At 53.2% G+C, this 18,747-nt stretch carries 15 protein-coding genes, 2 tRNA genes and 1 pseudogene; 16 read left to right on the top strand and 2 right to left on the bottom strand.

The window, feature by feature from the left end; all coding sequences use genetic code 11:
- Nucleotides 1-31 precede the first annotated feature (31 nt).
- The 10 genes from NSS64_RS18460 to NSS64_RS18415 all read left to right on the top strand — a co-directional run bounded on the left by NSS64_RS18460 (nt 32) and on the right by NSS64_RS18415 (nt 14,855).
- Entirely contained in the window at nt 32-3,952 is a 3,921-nt protein-coding gene (locus NSS64_RS18460) for a carbohydrate binding domain-containing protein (RefSeq protein ID WP_341141078.1), read from the top strand.
- Between the two features lie 808 nt (nt 3,953-4,760).
- The gene (gene pnpS, locus NSS64_RS18455; protein WP_341141077.1) at nt 4,761-6,554 is read left to right on the top strand and encodes a two-component system histidine kinase PnpS; all 1,794 of its coding nucleotides are present in this window, start codon (nt 4,761-4,763) and stop codon (nt 6,552-6,554) included.
- A 130-nt stretch (nt 6,555-6,684) separates the two neighbouring features.
- Nucleotides 6,685-7,413, top strand: a complete 729-nt coding sequence (locus NSS64_RS18450; protein ID WP_076082862.1) for a response regulator transcription factor — start codon at nt 6,685-6,687, stop codon at nt 7,411-7,413.
- 160 nt (nt 7,414-7,573) lie between these two features.
- Complete coding sequence (pstB, locus tag NSS64_RS18445) at nt 7,574-8,329, top strand: phosphate ABC transporter ATP-binding protein PstB (RefSeq protein WP_036725565.1); 756 nt, start codon at nt 7,574-7,576, stop codon at nt 8,327-8,329.
- Nucleotides 8,330-8,409: 80 nt separating this feature from the next.
- The gene (gene phoU / locus NSS64_RS18440) at nt 8,410-9,069 is read left to right on the top strand and encodes a phosphate signaling complex protein PhoU (protein WP_076082856.1); all 660 of its coding nucleotides are present in this window, start codon (nt 8,410-8,412) and stop codon (nt 9,067-9,069) included.
- A gap of 128 nt (nt 9,070-9,197) precedes the next feature.
- Entirely contained in the window at nt 9,198-11,870 is a 2,673-nt protein-coding gene (gene polA, locus NSS64_RS18435) for a DNA polymerase I (protein ID WP_341141076.1), read from the top strand.
- A gap of 51 nt (nt 11,871-11,921) precedes the next feature.
- Nucleotides 11,922-12,764, top strand: coding sequence for a DNA-formamidopyrimidine glycosylase (gene mutM, locus NSS64_RS18430; protein ID WP_341142841.1), 843 nt, complete (start codon nt 11,922-11,924; stop codon nt 12,762-12,764).
- A 199-nt stretch (nt 12,765-12,963) separates the two neighbouring features.
- Nucleotides 12,964-13,686, top strand: coding sequence for a manganese efflux pump (locus NSS64_RS18425; RefSeq protein WP_340942212.1), 723 nt, complete (start codon nt 12,964-12,966; stop codon nt 13,684-13,686).
- 9 nt (nt 13,687-13,695) lie between these two features.
- A complete protein-coding gene (gene coaE / locus NSS64_RS18420; protein ID WP_341141075.1) occupies nt 13,696-14,292 on the top strand; it encodes a dephospho-CoA kinase in 597 nt (198 codons plus the stop codon).
- Nucleotides 14,292-14,855, top strand: a complete 564-nt coding sequence (locus tag NSS64_RS18415; protein ID WP_340995568.1) for a lytic transglycosylase domain-containing protein — start codon at nt 14,292-14,294, stop codon at nt 14,853-14,855. The genes coaE and NSS64_RS18415 overlap by 1 nt, the downstream gene beginning before the upstream one ends.
- 101 nt (nt 14,856-14,956) lie before the next feature.
- On the opposite strand, the gene NSS64_RS18410 is transcribed toward NSS64_RS18415, so the two are convergent.
- Nucleotides 14,957-15,175 carry an alpha/beta-type small acid-soluble spore protein gene (locus NSS64_RS18410; protein ID WP_036695868.1) on the bottom strand — a complete coding sequence of 73 codons (219 nt, stop codon included), beginning with the start codon at nt 15,173-15,175 and terminating at the stop codon, nt 14,957-14,959.
- A gap of 165 nt (nt 15,176-15,340) precedes the next feature.
- On the opposite strand from NSS64_RS18410, the gene nrdR reads away from it, so the two are divergent.
- The 3 genes from nrdR (at nt 15,341) to NSS64_RS18395 (ending at nt 16,223) form a co-directional block, all read left to right on the top strand.
- Nucleotides 15,341-15,817: a transcriptional regulator NrdR gene (nrdR, locus tag NSS64_RS18405; protein ID WP_036695870.1), complete on the top strand. Its 477-nt coding sequence runs from the start codon at nt 15,341-15,343 to the stop codon at nt 15,815-15,817.
- A gap of 248 nt (nt 15,818-16,065) precedes the next feature.
- Nucleotides 16,066-16,141, top strand: a tRNA-Ala gene (locus tag NSS64_RS18400).
- A 9-nt stretch (nt 16,142-16,150) separates the two neighbouring features.
- Nucleotides 16,151-16,223 (top strand) — tRNA-Lys (locus NSS64_RS18395).
- A gap of 450 nt (nt 16,224-16,673) precedes the next feature.
- On the opposite strand, the pseudogene NSS64_RS18390 reads toward NSS64_RS18395, so the two are convergent.
- A pseudogene (locus NSS64_RS18390) lies at nt 16,674-17,214 on the bottom strand (transcriptional regulator).
- Nucleotides 17,215-17,427: 213 nt separating this feature from the next.
- Here NSS64_RS18390 and NSS64_RS18385 point away from each other — a divergent pair.
- The 3 genes from NSS64_RS18385 to NSS64_RS18375 all read left to right on the top strand — a co-directional run bounded on the left by NSS64_RS18385 (nt 17,428) and on the right by NSS64_RS18375 (nt 18,738).
- Entirely contained in the window at nt 17,428-17,589 is a 162-nt protein-coding gene (locus NSS64_RS18385; RefSeq protein WP_340992095.1) for a hypothetical protein, read from the top strand.
- Between the two features lie 203 nt (nt 17,590-17,792).
- On the top strand, nt 17,793-17,930 hold the full coding sequence (locus NSS64_RS18380) for a hypothetical protein (RefSeq protein ID WP_341141074.1): 138 nt from the start codon (nt 17,793-17,795) through the stop codon (nt 17,928-17,930).
- Between the two features lie 214 nt (nt 17,931-18,144).
- Nucleotides 18,145-18,738 (top strand): TetR/AcrR family transcriptional regulator, encoded by a 594-nt coding sequence (locus tag NSS64_RS18375; protein WP_341141073.1) that lies wholly within the window; start codon nt 18,145-18,147, stop codon nt 18,736-18,738.
- Nucleotides 18,739-18,747 lie beyond the last annotated feature (9 nt).

Here is an 18,747-nt window from a genome sequence, read left to right as displayed (position 1 = left end):
AAGAATGAACCCGATCAGAAGGAGTTGACCAATGACCAAGCAATCCAGGTACCTGCGCAAAATTACAGCCCTGCTCCTGGGCGGGCTTCTGACCGTTCCGGCATTAGTGTCCCCTGTCTCGGCAGATATTGCCGCTACGCATGTCTATCATAATCATATGCCGAATTTCTGGGCTTACTATGATCTGAACACTTATAATTCCACGCCTGTAGGCAGCCCGATCCGTTATACCTACGATGGTGAAGTCATCCAGCTGAAGCAGAATCCGCCCGCGGGATATCCCTATTATCTGCCGAATGGATCTCCCATGCCCCACGATGACCTGGTCTCTTACTATTCCCATCACGCCAAGACAGGCGCGTATTTAACCTGGCCCTGGAGTGTGGCGAACACGCTGCAAAGCAATCATCCCCAGGCACAGATGCATGTCACCATGTCGGGGTCAGTAGTGAACAATGTGAACAGTATTATTCAACAAGGAAATGTAAGCGGATACAATAATTCGGCCTGGGGAACCCCTTGGAAGAACGCTGTGAATCAGCTTCGGACCACAGGCGGCGACAACATGCTCGACCTGATACATTTCTCCGGACACCATTCTATGGGACCTCTGGTCGGCAACGATTATTTGCTCAAGGATATGATCTATCATGGAGCTACGATGGCTCAGCCTTATTTCCTGAGCAGCAGCTATAAGTCATCGAAGGGATTTTTTCCGACAGAGCTGGGGTTCTCAGAGCGGATCATCCCGGTGCTGAATAAGCTCGGCATCCAGTGGTCCGTGATCGGCAATAACCATTTCTCCCGCACACTTAAGGATTATCCGCTGCTGGACAGTCCAGGCACAGATACGATGATCTCACCGCCCAACCGCAGCGATCTGCAGAATGTAAGCACGGCCGGGGCCTGGGTGAGTGAACCGATGTTCAATGAACAGCAGGTGGTTCACAATAAATATCCTTTTGCCTCAACGGCCCATTGGGTCCGTTATGTGGACCCGGCAACCGGGGCAGAATCGAGAGTGGTTGGTGTGCCTGTTGCCCAGGCGCAGTCCTGGGAAGAAGGATATCTGGGCCAGGTAAAAGCAGATGCGCTTAAGCCGTATGAGAATCTGGTTGCGCAGAAGCAGATTTTTGTCGTGGCCCATGACGGGGATAATTCTTCGGGCCGGGCTGGCTCCGAGGAGACCTGGCGCAATGCCGGGAATGTCACCTATGCCAGCAGCGGTGTGACTGGAATGGGGATCGATGAGTATCTGCGCAGCAATACACCGGCCGCTTCCGATGTGGTCCATGTGCAGGACGGCTCCTGGATCGATACCCGGGATTCGTCCTCCGATCCAACCTGGTACCACTGGCATCTGCCGTTTGGGATCTGGAAAGGCCAGTTCGCGGCCTTCAATCAGGTGAACGGGACTGCTTACGCCCCGAAGAAGAATCTGGCGGGTGCCGAGGAAGGCATGACGGTATCCTTCGAGAAGGGCTATCATTATCTGGAGCGTAATTTCGCGTTATTACAAGCTTCCCTGAACTATGCCAAGACCGCCGAGCAGATCTGGCTGGAGGAGCATCCGAATTACTGGAAGCCGGCGAACCCGCTGGACCGTGAGGTGACCTACGAAGGCAACCAATTGAATCCGTGGATGCTTTCTTATCCTGTGAAGGGGAACGCTGCGAATGATTACGCCGGAGGTGCCAATCCCGCTGAGCTGGCCTGGTATTTCCTGCTGCCTGCGATGGACTCGGGGTTCGGCTATTACGATGAGAATGTGGATGACAGTGTGAAGCCGGCGTTGTCCTTCAATCAATCGCTGTATTTCTCGAAGCCCTATGTGTCGCAAAAGCTGGCCAAAGACAAAACCGGCCCCTCCGTCTGGTGGCCCCAGCGTTACCCGTACAATCCGGGCAGCGCCAATGTCAGCAAGGCAGAGGGCTGGACCCTGCAGCATTACAATAATGCTTTTGCCATCTATACGTATGCCTTCGACACCAGCGGAATCAGCGAGATCAAGGTAAAGGTCCGGCCACACCGCGATAAGACGGCAGACGCAGCGGATAATACTTTCAAAGTATATGATCCCGCAGGTCTGTCCGCAGCAGGAGTACCTGATATTGATCCCGCCAAGGTTGGTGCGTGGACAGAATACCCGATGAATGTCCGTGACCTGAGCGCCGATATCAACGGTGTCGACTGGCAGCCGAGCAGCAAGACGATTATGCAGAAGGTTCCGGCCACGGATATCGGGAACCTGTATTTCTCCTACATCTCCGATTACCGGGATCAGCTGTTAGACTACTATATTGAAGCCAAGGATGCCAAAGGCAATGTGACCAAAAGTGATATCCAGCAGGTCTATGTCGGCGCCGGCAAATATAAGCTGGAGAACGGCAAATATAAGGAGAGCATGCAAGGTACTATTGAAGGAACGCATCCGTTCATCACAGATGTGCCCGCTGTCCCGGATACTGAAGCTCCGGCTGTTCCAGGTAATTTTCAGGCCACAGTGGTTAATGCTTCCTCTATCGGGCTGACCTGGAATGCCGCTACAGATAATATCCGTGTCACCGGCTATGAAATCTACCGCAATGGCGTCCGAATCGGAACAACAACTTCTACCTCATATACAGACAGCGGCTTGTCAGCCAATACAGCATATGAATACAGAGTTAAAGCCTATGATGCCTCCGGCAATCTCTCCGGCTTCAGTGCGGCAGCAACTGCCACCACACCGGCGGGCAATAATGTAACGCTCTATTATAAGCAGGGTTATTCGACTCCGTACATCCATTACCGCCCGGCTGGGGGGACTTGGACGACAGCCCCTGGCGTAGCGATTCCGGCGGCGCAAGTGGCAGGCTATCACAAAATCACCATTAATATCGGCGCAGCCAGCCAGCTCGAAGCCTGCTTCAACAACGGCAGCGGCACCTGGGACAGCAACGGCGGCAGCAATTATCTGTTCGGCACCGGTACCTGGACCTACACCGGGTCTGGTAAAATCCAGCCGGGCCCCCCGGCTGAGTCAACGGCAACGCCGAGTGTTACGCCCACTGTAGCTCCGACAGCTACACCAACCGTAGCACCAACAGCGACAGTTAAGCCAAGTGCAACGCCTGTTGTAACACCGACCGCAACACCGACCGCAACACCGACCATGGCGCCTACTCCAACACCAACGGCAACGCCAACGGTGGCACCGACAGTTAAACCAAGTGCAACGCCTATTGCAACGCCAACAGCTACACCAACTGTATCGCCGACCGCCACACCGACTGTAGCACCAACGGTAGCACCGAGCGCAACACCAACCATAGCACCAACACCGACCCCTGTGCCAACCGCCACTCCGGCGGGCAACACCGCGACGATCTATTACAAGAATACGGCATTCAGTAACTCATACATTCATTACAAGCTGGATGGAGTGACAACCTGGACTACTTCACCAGGTGTGCAGATGCAGGCCTCAACCTTCAGCGGCTATAAGTCCATTACCATTCCACTCGGCACTGCCACCGGATTGACCGCAGCTTTCAATAATGGCAGCGGGACCTGGGATAACAATGGCGGGAATAACTATCATTTTGGTACCGGCAGCTCCAGTCTGACGGGAGGCCACCTGATTACCAGCGAACCGCAGGCGGATAGCGTAACCTTCCGGGTCAGCGTTCCCGGGTCCACTCCGGCGAATGCTCCGGTCTATCTGACGGGTTCATTCAATAGCTGGAATGCGGCAGATCCGGCCTACCTGCTGACCCGTGGCAGTGACGGCGTCTATTCCGTCACCTTGAGCCTTCCGGCAGGCAGCGTCGTGACGTATAAGCTGACGCGCGGAAGCTGGGGCACGGTAGAGACCGCATCCAGCGGTGCAGATATTGCGAACCGCACGCTCACGCCGGCAGGCGGTGCACAGACAGTGACGTTAAGCGTGCAGCGCTGGAAGGACCAATAGCGCTTGTAGCTTGTAAGTAACAAGCAGTAACGCCTTTTCTAAATGGTGCGGTCGCCATTTAGGAGGGCGTTTTCTGGTTGGTGAGGTAAGCGGATCAAATGTAATCGAAAAACCGATCACAATGCGCAGCGGCAGGGTGAGCGAGCCAAATGTAATCGAAAAAACGATTACAATGCGCCGGTCTGGGGTAAGCGAGCCAAATGTAATCGAAAAACCGATTACAATGCGCAGCGTCGGGGTAAGCGGACCCAATGTAATCGGAAAACCGATTACAATGCGCCGGTCGGGGGTGAGCGGATCAAATGTAATCGAGAAACCGATTACAATGCGCTGGAGCGAGGATGCACGAGCTAAATGTATGCGGGGGGTTGAGGTATACAGGGTTTACTGTAACTCCCACTCTCAAACAGCGTAGCGGGCGGACTGATTGTGGAGAAGCGGTAGCGTTCGCCTTTGTGTCCGGATTTTCACCGATCAGGTAAAAATAATAAAAATCTGGACACAACAGCGATCGGAACAACGGTCCGTTTGCGGAGCGTCCATTAGAACTCCCACAACGGTCCGTTTGCGGAGCGTCCATTATAGATCCCACAGCGCTCCATCCTCGGCCCAGGCTCTTGGATCTCAGATACCGCTCCTCCCTCAACTTAATATCCCAATCCTCCCTGGCGCTTCCTCCCAGCCCCCGCATCCCGCTGAGCACACATTTTACACCCCGTTGATAATCGCCGCCGGAACTGGTATTTTGCCGAAAATGAAGGTAGAGTGTTCTCATGGACATAAACACGAGGGAAGAGGACCGCCGCCGATGAAACCATTCCGCATTCGACTTACCATCATACTTATGGCATTGATAGGAATATCAATGACCGGGGCCGGGATCACCATGGCTCAGCTGTTCAAGGATTCGCATATTTCCGTGCTGGAAGAGAACATGTCCCGGGAAATAAAGCTGCTCTCCGGCACCTTCTCATTCATGGATACCAGCAGCCCGGATGCCCTGAACTACTATACAGAACAGGCAGAGAGGATATCCGTCTTGACCGGATCACGCGTCACCTTCATTACGAAGCAAGGCCGGGTCATTGGGGACTCGGAGAAGAATCCGCGTGAGATGGACAACCACTCTACCCGCGAAGAGGAGCTGCTGGCCGCGAAGGAAGGGATTGGCCGGGCGATCCGTTACAGCGATACATTAGACCGTGAAATGATGTATGTGGCGGGTTCCGTGTCCTCGGATCAGGGCTTTGACGGGTATATACGGCTGTCTATGGGGCTGGATACCGTATCCGAAGGACTGAACCGGGCGTGGATGATCATGGCAGGGGGGCTGGTGCTGCTGTTCATTGCCGCAACCTTGGTGAGCTACAAGGTGGCTTCCAGTATGACCTCACCGCTGGAGCAGATCACCAGAGTGGCGCGGCGGATTACCGATCTCGATTACGATGCCCGGGTGCCCATGAAGCGCAAGGATGAGATCGGCCAGCTGGCTACAGCCATCAACGCGATGGCCGACAGTCTCCAGGCCCAGCTGAAAACCATCCGCGACAATGAGGACCTGCTGCAGAGCGTACTCGACAATATGACCGGCGGTATCGTGATGATCAACGCTGAAGGGGAGATTGCTCTGCTCAACCGGGCCGCCGAACGGCTGCTCGATGTGAAGCACAGCGAGATGACTGGACATTCCTATAAGGAGATTAAGCATCATTATGAGCTTACCCGGCTGATTGATGATGGAGTGTCCGCAGGTGTACCTATTCACGAGGAGCGCAGCATTTATAATCCGGTGGAGCGGATTGTGCGTCTGGACGGGGTGCCGATGATTCAGGACGGCTGCTCCCGGGGCATGCTGTTCCTGCTTCAGGAGGTTACAGAGATTCGTAGGCTTGAGAAAATGCGCAGCGAATTCGTCGCCAATGTCTCCCACGAGCTGAAGACCCCTGTCGCTGCGGTAAAAGGCTTCGCCGAGACCCTCCTCGGGGGTGGCGTTACGGATGAGAAGACGGCGCGTTCGTTCCTGCAGATTATTTACGATGAGAACGAACGGCTGAACCGCCTGATCGGCGACATCCTGGAGCTGTCCAAAATCGAATCCAAACGCGTTCAGCTGGAATGCTCCCCGGTTCATCTGATCGAGTTCTTCGACTCCGTGCTGGAAACGCTCAGCAAGGTAGCGGAGAAGAAGAAGATTACGCTCAGCTCGGATGTGCCTGCGGAGTTATTCATTGAGGGAGATGAAGACAAGCTTCGCCAGATCTTCATGAATCTGCTCTCCAATGCGATCAACTACACCCAGGACGGGGGCAATGTCAGAGTCACCGCAGTGAGCATCCAGAAGAAGGATGGCACCGAGAGCGTGCGCTTTACAGTCAGTGATACGGGGATGGGAATTCCGCGCAAGGATCTGCCCCGGATCTTTGAACGCTTTTACCGGGTGGACAAAGCCCGCTCCAGAAGCTCCGGCGGAACCGGCCTCGGTCTATCCATCGTGAAGCATCTGGTCGAGCTGCACCGCGGGTCCATTAACGTTGAGAGCGATCTGGGCATCGGCAGCTCGTTCATCCTTGAACTGCCGTTGCTGCAGGAAGAGAATCTATAACCCTTCAGATCATAGCGGATCATCATAGAGAATAAATTTATGATTTTACACCAAGTTAACATTGTGGTGCTATGATGTGCATGTGTGCAGTTTTGTAAAATTAATAACCTATGAAAAGACGGGGGAACCTATGGCACAACGATTGCTTGTCATTGAAGACGAACCGACACTGGCCCGGCTGCTGTCTTATAACCTGACACAGGAAGGCTACGAGGTGACGGTGGAGGATCATGGAACGGCAGGATATGACCGTGCGACTAGAGAACCTTTTGACTTGATCGTACTGGATCTGATGCTGCCCGGCATGAACGGCATTGACATTCTGGATAAATTGCGTGGACAAGGCATCCGCACACCGGTTATAGTGCTGACGGCCAAGAATGCGGAAGAGGATGTCGTCCGCGGACTGAAGTCCGGGGCGGATGACTATATTACGAAGCCCTTCGGCGTATCCGAGCTGCTGGCGCGGGTCAGCGCTGTACTGCGGCGGATCTCAGGTATTGCCGAAGAAGCTCCGCCCGAGACGGCGGTGTCTGCATCGACGATTATTCTCGGACAGCTGGAGATCTACCCCGAGCGTTATGAAGTCTCGCTGGGCGGACAGAGCATCAATCTGCGGCCGAAGGAATTTGAAGTGCTGCTGTATCTGGCCCGCAAGCCGGGCGTCGTCCTGACACGGGATGATCTGATGAATGCGGTCTGGGGCTTCGACTATATCGGAGGCCAGCGTACCGTCGATGTGCATGTCAGCTCCCTGCGCAAGAAGCTGGAGCTTGACCCTGAATCCGTGCATATTGATTCCATCCGCGGCGTGGGCTACAAGCTGGTCGTCAACAAGAAGAGAACACCGGTCATTTAACATGACGGTGTTCTTTTCTCACAAGAAAAGCATCTTCTCCTCCGGTATTGTCTAACTGTACAAGGATTTTTACACTGCGTTAACAATTCTCTGGAGCTCTATTTACACTGAAAGCTTATCATGGGGAACGAAGATGATGAGAAGGAGACAACAGAAACTAATGAAATCCATCATTGACATAGAGAAGCTAGATCTCTACTATGAGTCATTCCATGCCCTGAAGAAGGTGGATTTGCAGATTCCGGAGAAGCAGGTGACTGCGTTTATCGGACCCTCCGGCTGCGGGAAATCCACATTGCTGCGTACCCTTAACCGTATGAACGACATGATTCCCGGAACACGTATTGAAGGTAAAGTGAATATCGGCGGCAAAAACATCTACAGCGACGAGATCGAAGTGGAGAGTCTGCGCAAGCAGGTGGGGATGGTGTTCCAGCAGCCCAATCCTTTTCCCAAGTCGATCTATGATAACGTGGCTTATGGCCCGCGCCTGCACGGTGTGAAGAGCAAAGCCGAGCTGGATGTCCTGGTAGAGCAAAGCCTGCGCCAGTCTGCACTCTGGGAGGAAGTGAAGGATTTCCTCAAGAAGTCTGCCTTAAGTCTGTCCGGAGGCCAGCAGCAGCGTCTCTGTATTGCCAGAGCCCTTGCCGTACAGCCGGATATTCTGCTGATGGATGAGGCGACTTCAGCGCTCGACCCGGTGTCCACACTCAAGATTGAAGAGCTGGTCCAGGAGCTGCGGGATAAGTATACCATTGTAATGGTCACGCATAATATGCATCAGGCCGCCCGGGTATCGGGACGCACTGTATTTTTCCTGAACGGTGTTATTGTGGAGGCTGCGGACACGGAGCTGCTGTTCTCGAACCCTAAGGATTCCCGCACAGAAGACTATATTTCCGGCCGCTTCGGCTAAGAATGGCTGATTCGTAAGTCTAAGGTTCACTCTTGTTCACCCGATATGACCAAATGTTTGTGAGGAGGATCACTTTCGATATGATTCGCAGAAAAGAATTCGATAAAGATCTGGAAGAACTGCGCTCCCTGCTGCAGCAGATGGGCGAGCATGTAACGGATGCACTCGACGGTGCGATACTGGCCCTGCAGACCCTTGATACGGTACGGGCGCAGGAGATTGTCAAAGCGGACCTGCGGCTGAACGCCATGGAAGACCGGATTATGGAGATCGGCTCACGGCTGATCATCACCCAGCAGCCGGTGGCGAAGGATCTGCGCCGCATTATTGTAGCCTTCAAAATCTCCAGCGATCTGGAGCGGATGGGTGATCTGGCACTGGATGTAGCCAAGGTAACGATGCGCATTCAGGGACAGCAGCTGATTAAGCCGCTTGTGGATATTCCGCGCATGGCTGAGCTTGTCACGATCATGACCACAGAGGCTATTCAGTCTTATCTGGACGAGAATACGGATCTGGCCTACAAAATGGCGCAGGATGACGATCAGGTCGATGGCCTGTACAGCGCGATGATTAACGAACTGTACACTTATATGGTTCAGAAGCCTGAAACAGTGAATCAGGCGATGCTGCTCACACTGGTTGGCCGTTACATTGAGCGGATTGCCGATCATGCCACGAATATTGGCGAGAGTGTAGTGTATCTGGTTACAGGTAAACGTCCGGATTTGAATCAATAAAAGCACAGCGTACGACAGCAAGCCTTCATTCCCGGGGGCTTGCTTTTTTTTGTGCAAGGCGATTTCAACTTGGTGCGGAGCATATGTTACTATGTAAGGAGAAAGCAAGAAAAAGGCGAGGTGCTAGTGTGGACAAGCTGATACTCATTGATGGAAATAATATCATTTACCGGGCGTTCTTCGCCATGCCGCCGCTGACGAATACAGCGGGACAACAGACGAATGCGGTATACGGTTTCACGACGATGCTGCTGCGTCTGCTGGAGGAGCATAAACCGACACATATGATTGTGGCCTTCGACGCGGGGAAGATTACCTTCCGGCATGAAGGCTATGAGGAGTATAAGGGCGGGCGCCAGAAGACCCCGCCGGAGCTGTCCGAGCAGTTCCCGCTGCTCAAGGAGCTGCTGAAGGGTCTGGGGGTTCCGCAATTCGAGATTGCAGGCTACGAGGCTGACGATATTATCGGCACCATCTCCAGGGAAGCGGATGCCGCCGGCCGTCAGGTGATGATTGTGTCCGGGGATAAGGATATGCTGCAGCTGGCTTCCGAGCATAGCACCATAGCGCTGGTGCGCAAGGGAGTTACGGAAGTGGAGCTCTACGGACCTAAGCAGATCCGTGACAAATATGATCTCACCCCTGAGCAGATCATTGATCTGAAGGGGCTGATGGGCGATGCCAGCGACAATATTCCCGGGGTGCCGGGAGTCGGAGAGAAGACAGCGCTTAAGCTGCTCCAGCAGTTCGGATCGGTGGAGGGCGTGCTGGCCGGAACCGGTGAGCTGAAGGGGAAGATGAAGGAGAAGCTGGAAGAACACGCGGACAGCGCCGTCATGAGCAAAAAGCTGGCGACGATCTACCGCGAGGTTCCGCTTGAGCATACGTGGGAGGATATGGTGTTCAGCGGGATTAACACGGACACGGCTGGGCCTGCGCTCGCCAAGCTAGAATTCCGCTCGCTGCTGGAACGCCTGTCGCTGAGCGCCTATTCGCATGCGGCGGACGGCGGTCTGTCCGGCCCCGCAGCGGTGGAAGCGGCAGAGCTTACGATTACGATCGTTGAAGAAGCCGGCATAGGCGGGCTGGTTCAGGCACTGCCGGGCATCTCCGCCCTGCATGTGGAATCTAACGGGGAGAACCCGCACCGTTCCGAAGTGATCGGCCTCGGGCTGTCTTCGCCGGAGCAGCATTATTTTGTGCCTTTTGCCCTGCTGAAGAGTAAGGCTGCGGCACCTCTGCTGGACTGGCTCGGTGACGAGCAGGCGCCGAAGAGCGGGTATGATCTGCACCGTGCCGATCTGGCGCTGCATTGGCAGGGGATTGCTTTTGCCGGAGCCGCTAACGATGTTCAGCTTGCCGCTTACCTGCTGGACCCGACCGAAGCGAGCCAGAATCTGAATGACCTGACCACGAAATACGGCCTGCCCCGCTTGTCGCCGGATGAGGATGTCTTCGGTAAAGGGGCCAAATATAGAATTCCTGAGCTTAAGATTCTTGGTGAGCATGTCGCCCGTAAGAGTGCGACCGTGCTAGGCATTGTGCAGAAGCAGCAGGTGGAGCTGGACAAGACGGACATGACCGGTCTGTTCCAGGACCTGGAGATGCCGCTGTCACGGATTCTCGCCGATATGGAGAAGCAGGGCATTGCTGTAAACAAGGATGATCTCGTCCAGCTCGGTAAGGAATTTGAAGCCCAAATCTCCCGGCTGGTCACTGAGATCTACTCTGCCTGCGGAACCGAATTCAATCTTAATTCTCCGAAGCAGCTGGGCGAGGTTCTGTTCGTGAAGCTGGGTCTGCCGGTCGTGAAGAAGACGAAGACCGGGTATTCGACGGATGCCGAGGTACTGGAAAAGCTTGCGCCTTATCATGACGCCGTGCGCCTGATCCTGCAATACCGATCCATTGCCAAGCTGCAATCCACGTATGTGGAAGGTCTGATGAAGGAAATCTCGCCGGAGACCGGCAAGGTACACACCTTCTACCGGCAGACGATTGCCGCCACGGGCCGGCTAAGCAGCCAGTTCCCGAACCTGCAGAATATTCCGATCCGGCTCGAAGAGGGCCGCAAGATCCGTAAGGTATTCGTCCCCTCCGAGCCGGGCTGGTCGATTCTGGCGGCGGATTACTCGCAGATCGAGCTGCGTGTGCTGGCGCATATCTCGGGTGATGAGCGGATGAAGGAAGCTTTTGTAGAGGATATGGATATCCATACCAAGACAGCTATGGACGTATTCGGCGTTCCTGCCGAGAGTGTGGACAGCAATATGCGCCGCTCCGCCAAAGCGGTTAACTTCGGCATTGTGTACGGCATCAGCGATTACGGCCTGTCGCAGAACCTGAACATTCCCCGTAAGGAAGCTGCCCGGTTCATTGAACAGTATTTCGACGTGTTCCAGGGTGTGCGCCGTTACATGGATGATATTGTGGTCGAGGCCCGTAAGCAGGGGTATGTGACTACGCTGCTGGAGCGCCGCCGTTATCTGCCGGAGATTAATGCGAAGAACTTCAATCTGCGTTCCTTCGCAGAACGTACGGCGATGAATACGCCGATCCAGGGAACCGCTGCGGATATTATCAAGCTGGCCATGGTCCATATGGATAAGGCGCTGCATGAGCGCGGCCTGAAGAGCCGGATGCTGCTCCAGGTACACGATGAGTTAGTGTTCGAGGTGCCGGAGGAGGAGCTGGAAGAGATGAAGCAGCTGCTGCCTGAGGTGATGGCCGGAGCGCTGCAGCTGTCTGTTCCGCTGAAGGCAGAGGTAAGTTATGGCAGCAACTGGTACGAAGCGAAATAGGCTCCCCGCACATGGCAGATATCCGGTATAATGGAGTAGAGGTGAGCCATGATGCCGGAATTGCCGGAAGTCGAAACAGTCAGAAGAACACTTAATGAGTTAATTACAGGTAAGCAGATAGAGCATGTCACCGTCCGGCTGCCGCGGATTATTCAGCGCCCGGATGATATTCAGGCCTTTGCCCATATGCTGGCCGGCCATAGTGTGGTTACAGTTGAACGCAGAGGCAAGTTTCTGCGGTTCGTCTTTGACGGGCTGGTGATGGTCTCCCATCTGCGGATGGAGGGCCGTTACGGAGTGTACCGTGAGGGCGAACTGCTGGACAAGCATACGCATGTTATTTTCCATTTCACAGATGGGACGGAGCTGCGTTATACGGATGTGCGCCAATTCGGGACGATGCATCTGTTCCAGCCGGGAGAGGATCTGCAGCTGAAGCCGCTGAACAAGCTGGGGCAGGAGCCGCTGGATGCCGATTTCACGCTGGAGCGGTTCAAGGAGATTGTCGCCAAGCGGAGCACCAAGATCAAGCCGCTGCTGCTCAATCAGGAATATATAGTAGGTATCGGCAATATTTATGTAGATGAGTCCCTGCACCGTGCAGGCATCCACCCGGAGGAGACCGCGAAATCCCTCACGGAGGATCAGTTGGCCAGACTGCACCATGCTATCGTCGCAACGCTGACGGAAGCGGTGAATGCCGGAGGCTCCTCGGTGAAGTCGTATGTCAACGGCCAGGGGGAGAGCGGAAGCTACCAGGATCAGCACAAGATCTACGGACGCAAGGATCAGCCGTGTGCCACCTGCGGCACGCTGATTGAGAAGAGCGTGGTCGGCGGACGGGGAACGCATTATTGTCCCCGCTGCCAGCCGGTACCTGTATTGATTCTATGATTTTTATTTAGAGTCAGCGCTGCATTTACAGCCCGTTTCCGGATTAGTTACACCTGAGTTACAACCGTTATGTATAAAGGCAGGCACTTCCTGCCCGTCCCGCCCATATAATGTGTGAAGATTGCTGATTATGGCGAAACGGAGATCCGGCTTGGATACTTAATCCACCGGCTCCGGTTCTTCACGGGAGGGATTGCGGGTGCTTAGCCCATTGTTGTCACTGCTGTTGCTTGCGTTTGCGCTTAGTCTGGATGGATTTGGTGTAGGCATTACATATGGACTGCGTAAAATGAAAATTCCCCTGCTCTCCATTATCATTATCTCGCTCTGTTCAGGGGTCGTCATTTATGGTTCTATGCAGGTCGGCGTGCTGCTGGCCAAGGTAGTCTCCCCGAATGCCGCTTCCAGTGTCGGAGCGGTTATTCTCGTCTTAATGGGCTGCTGGTCCCTGTTCCAGATGCTGACGCAGAAGGAGAAGGAGCAGGAAGAGCCTGCGCCGGCAGCCGATAAAGGCTATTCGGGGCAGGAGACCAGGCAGGAGACGGCTGCTGCCGCACAACTTGCTGAGACAGAGCTGAAGCCGGCCGTATTCTCGCTGGAGCTTCGCCATCTGGGCGTGGTTATACAGATTCTCCGCACACCATCTTCTGCGGATATGGATGCCTCGGGGAGCATCTCCTCCATGGAAGCCATGATTCTGGGGATTGCGTTGTCGCTGGATGCCTTCGGAGCCGGTCTTGGTGCAGCGTTGCTCGGATTCAGCCCGTGGTCCACCTCGCTGATGATCGCTGTATTCAGCGGGACCTTTCTGCTGATGGGGATGAAGACAGGACTGAGATTATCAGGCAGCTACTGGATGAAGCATGCGGCTGCGCTGCCCGCGATATTATTAATTGTAATGGGTATAATGAAGTTATTATGAGGTGAGTACATGATTATAGGCTTAACCGGAGGCATCGCTTCGGGAAAAAGCACCGTGTCTGCACTGTTTGTCCGCAAGGGAGCTGCGCTGGTGGATGCTGATGTCATCGCCCGAGAGGTGATGCTCCCCGGACACCCGGTACTGGCGGCAGCGGTGGAGGCTTTTGGAGACCGCATCCTGCTGCCTGACGGTTCGCTGGACCGGGCAGGTCTTGGCGAGATTGTCTTCCGGGACCCGGAGGCGCTTAAGACACTGAATAACCTGACCCATCCGGCAATCCGCAGGGAGATCACGGACAGGATGTATGCGCTTGAACAGGAGAATCCGCAACGGCTGGTCATTGTGGATATTCCGCTGCTCTTCGAATCAGAGCTGGATTCCTTGTTTGATCAGATTATTGTGGTCTATGTTCCGAGGAGGGTGCAGTTAGCCCGCCTCATGGAGCGCAGCGGAATGAAGCTGGAACAGGCGGAGGACCGGCTGCGGTCCCAGATGGATATTGAACTGAAGCGCAGGAAAGCAACATTTGTGATCGACAATAGCGGTGATCTGGAGTCTGCAGAGCTTCAGGTTGCCCGGCTCTGGGACAGGCTGGGCCTGATATGATGAAGTGGCTGCGTAAAAAAAGAGTTCTGCTGCTGCTGTTCATCGGCTTCACCGCGATCCTGTTTCTTGGCTCCAACTGGATGTCATGGTTTTATCCTATTCATTATAAAGCAGAGATCCGCCAGCACAGCCAGACGTATGAGATGGACCCGTTTCTGGTGGCGTCCATCATCCGTGTGGAGACCAATTATAAGACCGGCCGCGAATCCAAAAAAGGCGCACTGGGGCTCATGCAGCTCATGCCGGATACCGCCAAGTGGGCGCTCGAAAAGGCCAAGCTCCCCGACGTGTCGCTGGAGCGGCTGAAGCAAGAGCCCTCCTCCAATATTGAACTGGGCACCTGGTATTTGTCTACGCTGTCCAAGCAGTTCGACGGCAACCGTATAGCGGTCATAGCCGCCTATAATGCCGGGCCCGGTAAGGTGCAGAGCTGGTTGGATGAAGGGCAATGGGACGGAACAGAAGCCTCTGTGAAGGACATTCCGTTCGGTGAGACGCGTCACTACGTGCAGCGTGTAATTTATTATTATGATCAATACACCGAGCTCTACAGTGAGTTCTAGGGTGCTTGTTACTTCTGCTGCTGTTATGTAAAAAGAAGCATCAAACGGCCGGAGGCCGTTCGATACTTCTTAGGCAAGCTCATGTCGCGCTTAGCAGGTTATTATTTGTACTGACCTGCCAATTGCTGTTCAGCCAGGGTTACAAGACGTTTAGTGATGTAACCACCGATCGAACCGTTTTCGTAAGAAGTTTTATTGCCTTGGTATCCGTCTGGGGAGAGGGTGATACCTAGTTCCTGGGCAACTTCATATTTCAGTTGTTCCAAGGCACCGCGTGAGTTTGGAGCTACCAGGTTATTGGAGTTGTTATTTTGGCTCATTGCTGTTCACCTCCTATCGGTTGGTAACTGTATTATGTGCCGGACATGTCAGATTCATAACAACAAATAAACGGTGTTTTCTGGAAATTAAATTAATCCCGCATAGCCCTTGTGTATCAAGGGGCGGGGCCTGACCATTCTAATGATGAGGAAGTGAAGAAGCTTATGAAATGTCCTTACTGCGACCACACCAATACCAAAGTCCTGGACTCGCGCCCGGCCAATGAGAATAAGTCCATCCGCCGCAGGCGGGAATGCGAGCTGTGCAGCCGCCGTTTCACCACCTTCGAGATGATTGAAGAGACCCCCCTGATTGTGATCAAAAAAGGCGGCAGCCGTGAAGAGTTCAGCCGTGACAAAATCCTCCGTGGCCTGATCCGTGCCTGCGAGAAGCGTCCGGTCCCTGTTGAGCGCCTGGAGGTCATCGTATCCGAGGTGGAAAAAAGCCTGCGCGGCATCGCCCTCGCCGAGATCGAGAGCCGCCAGATCGGCGAGCTGGTCATGGAGCAGCTCTACCCTGTCGACGAGGTAGCCTACGTCCGCTTCGCGTCCGTGTACCGCCAGTTCAAGGACATTAACATGTTCATGAAGGAACTGAAGGGACTGCTGTCCAAGAACACGGAGGAGCTGGACGGGCTGTAAGCGGTTTAGGGAGTAGAGGGGTTTGATTGGGGTAGCGGGGCTGGCTCTGGGGTTATAGGGCCAGTTCCCGGGTAGGGCGTTTGTCCTCAAAAATAATTTCGAAAAAGTGTTGACACTGAAAGCAGATTTCTGTATTATATAGAAGTCGCCTACGAAACACATTGATGAATAAGCGGCTTGAGCTTATCACTAAGGTTAGATTTTAGAATACATAATGTAATTCTAAATTGGCAAAATTGTAAAATTATGGGGCCATAGCTCAGCTGGGAGAGCGCATCGCTGGCAGCGATGAGGTCAGGGGTTCGATCCCCCTTGGCTCCACCAATTTCATACGGACTCTTAGCTCAGTTGGTAGAGCAGTAGACTCTTAATCTATTTGTCCAGGGTTCGAGCCCCTGAGAGTCCATCACATGAAGAACGGCAGAGATGCTGTTCTTTTGCTGTTTCAGGGGATGCGGATGATTAAGTGGGGGAACAGCAAGGGCTTGAGATCCATTCCCGAACCGTGAACCCCCGAACCTCAACTGCGAAGTATGGTTTCCGTCTATATCCTTCGGTTCTAAATGTGTCTAAAGGACTGCTACGGACTCCACAGCCCTTATTTTCTCTATTCAACATAATTAAAAGGGCTAACGGACCTTATCGCGCTTATTGTTTCATCACCATCCATATATGAGATGAAATCTAGTAAATAGCGCCATCTGAGTCCGTAAGCTTGGTGAAATTGTGCTTTTTGTAGAAATAGGCGCGCCTCGGTCCGTTACAGCTGATTGATACCTCTACTTCTCACGCTCACAGCCACGGAATTCAAGTGTTTTTACCATATCAGCTTTATAATTATGCTCCTAAACATACGTTACACTCTAAGCTGATATGTCCGGTTGCGCTGCTGTCCTCCAGCGACATCCAGTAACTGTTGTTCGACCAAATGATGCAGAATTCGTCTGGAGTGCCTGTCCGTTACCCTGAGATGCTTAGCAAGCTCCAAAGGTGTGAATGCCCTGAGCAGACGTCTTGCGTAACGAAGGGTCTCCGCTTCGAGCCAAGTTAAGGTGGAAGCAACATCCGTCGCAATGAATTTGCCGATAAAAGACAACACCAACTGTTGACATTGCTTGGGTTCTTCGATAATCGAAGCCTTGAATCTCAATCCCGCCTTTTGCACCTCCAGGCATATAAGCTAAGTCCAGATAGCGGTACCCGTTATTGAAATCACGCACTTCCCATTCTGGAAACAAATGATCGAAATTGCCTATTGCCGGAAACCATACCTTGCGGAGAAATTCAACTGTTCCGTGGCCTAATCCTTTGCCAAGTAGCTCCTTTCGCCTGTGGTTGCTCTCATTCTTAAGATTGCTAACTAACCATTCCTCGTACTGCTGCTCAAATCGCGGCATCCGTACTCCTCCTCGAACGCTCAACTTAGTGTTTATTTTTCCCGCAAAAAAGCCGCCTCAATACTCAACCCTCTCCAAGAAACTAACTCGGAAGGGGCAAAGCATTACAAGCGGCGTGTGCTTCACAACCTATGTTTCTTATTATAGCGCTACAAATCCAGGAATCAATAAGTTATACTACCCTTAAGTCCTCATAGGAGGCTGAAATCAGACATGCTTGTGCCAAAAAGAATGGAAAAACAAACAACTAATGGGCTAGCTGAAGATGACTATTCAATTGACGATATTCTTGAATCTGAAGGTATACTGACGCCTAATGAAGCAAAAGAACTGTACAATGAGATTCGGAGAATGCGTGAGGAAGAGTGGAATTGATAAAAGGGGAGAGTCTGATGACTAAGAATGAACAAGCCAGATTATTCAAAGTAACCTTAAGCGACTGGAACGGTGCGGTGCGTGGACGGCCGAACCGGAGGATTGCAATATCTGCAAAGGCATCGCTGTAGGATCTTGCGGCAGTTACGAATACCCCCAAACATAAGCTGCTCCTCTTATTCGATTATGGCGATGAGTGGAGAATGATTATTCAATATCTGGGAGAGACAGAAGTGAAGCCGGGACAAAAGCTGCCTATGATTACGGAGATCGAGGGAGAGGCACCGGATCAACATGGAGATTTTGATGATGCTGAAGACGAAGAGGATGAAGAGGCATAACTGGATATAAGATCCAGATCGGACAGGTATTAAAATCACGGGTGCGGTAGTCGGAGAAATGATGGAGGAATTAATCCACGTTATCCGGAACATTCCGAGCCTTTTTTTATTTACACACCAATTTACAAACCGACGGTCGGTATGTATAATCAACAGTAATCATATCCTAATTTAATCTAATCTTAACTATGCCAGGCAGAAGAGGAGAATAGCGATGAAGAACGCAGACCGGCGGGAGCAGACGATCCGGCAGCTGCTGGAGGCTACCAAGCAGCTGCTGCGGGATAAGAGCTGTCATGCCATCACTTTGAAGGACATTATGGAGCAATCGCAATTGTCGAAGGGGGCTATATTTCATTACGTGAAGAGTAAGGATGAGATTTTTGCCTGGGTGCTGGAGGAGCGGCTTGACGCTGTGAATAATCGTTTTGAGGAGGAGGTGGCAGGCAGTCCGGATAAAGCTTTTGACGGGCCGATGCTGGCCATTGCCAGAAGTCTGGCTGGTCTTGAGGACAGCCATGAAGCGACCAACAAGGTGCTCCTATATCTGCTGGGCAAGGAGAATGAACCGGCGGTAGCGGAGGTACTTGAGCATTTTCATGAGCGGTCGGTGTCAGTCTCCAGACAGTGGATTATCACGGGGCAAAAATACGGGGTGATCAAAGACAGCGTTAATCCTGATGAGACGGCGGAGCTGTTCGTCCTGCTGTCGCTGGGTCTGCGGGTACGCACCTCCATGCGCGCCTCTCCCGAGTCCCTGTCAGCGAAAGAGGTAGCCGGCTTTATGGCGGGTATCCTGAAGAATTAATGGTGAAGG

Source organism: Paenibacillus sp. FSL H8-0122 (assembly GCF_038005345.1).
Classification (GTDB): domain Bacteria; phylum Bacillota; class Bacilli; order Paenibacillales; family Paenibacillaceae; genus Paenibacillus_AQ.
The sequence above is the reverse complement of the archived record's forward strand: the minus strand, read 5'-3'. Positions and strand labels throughout refer to the sequence as shown.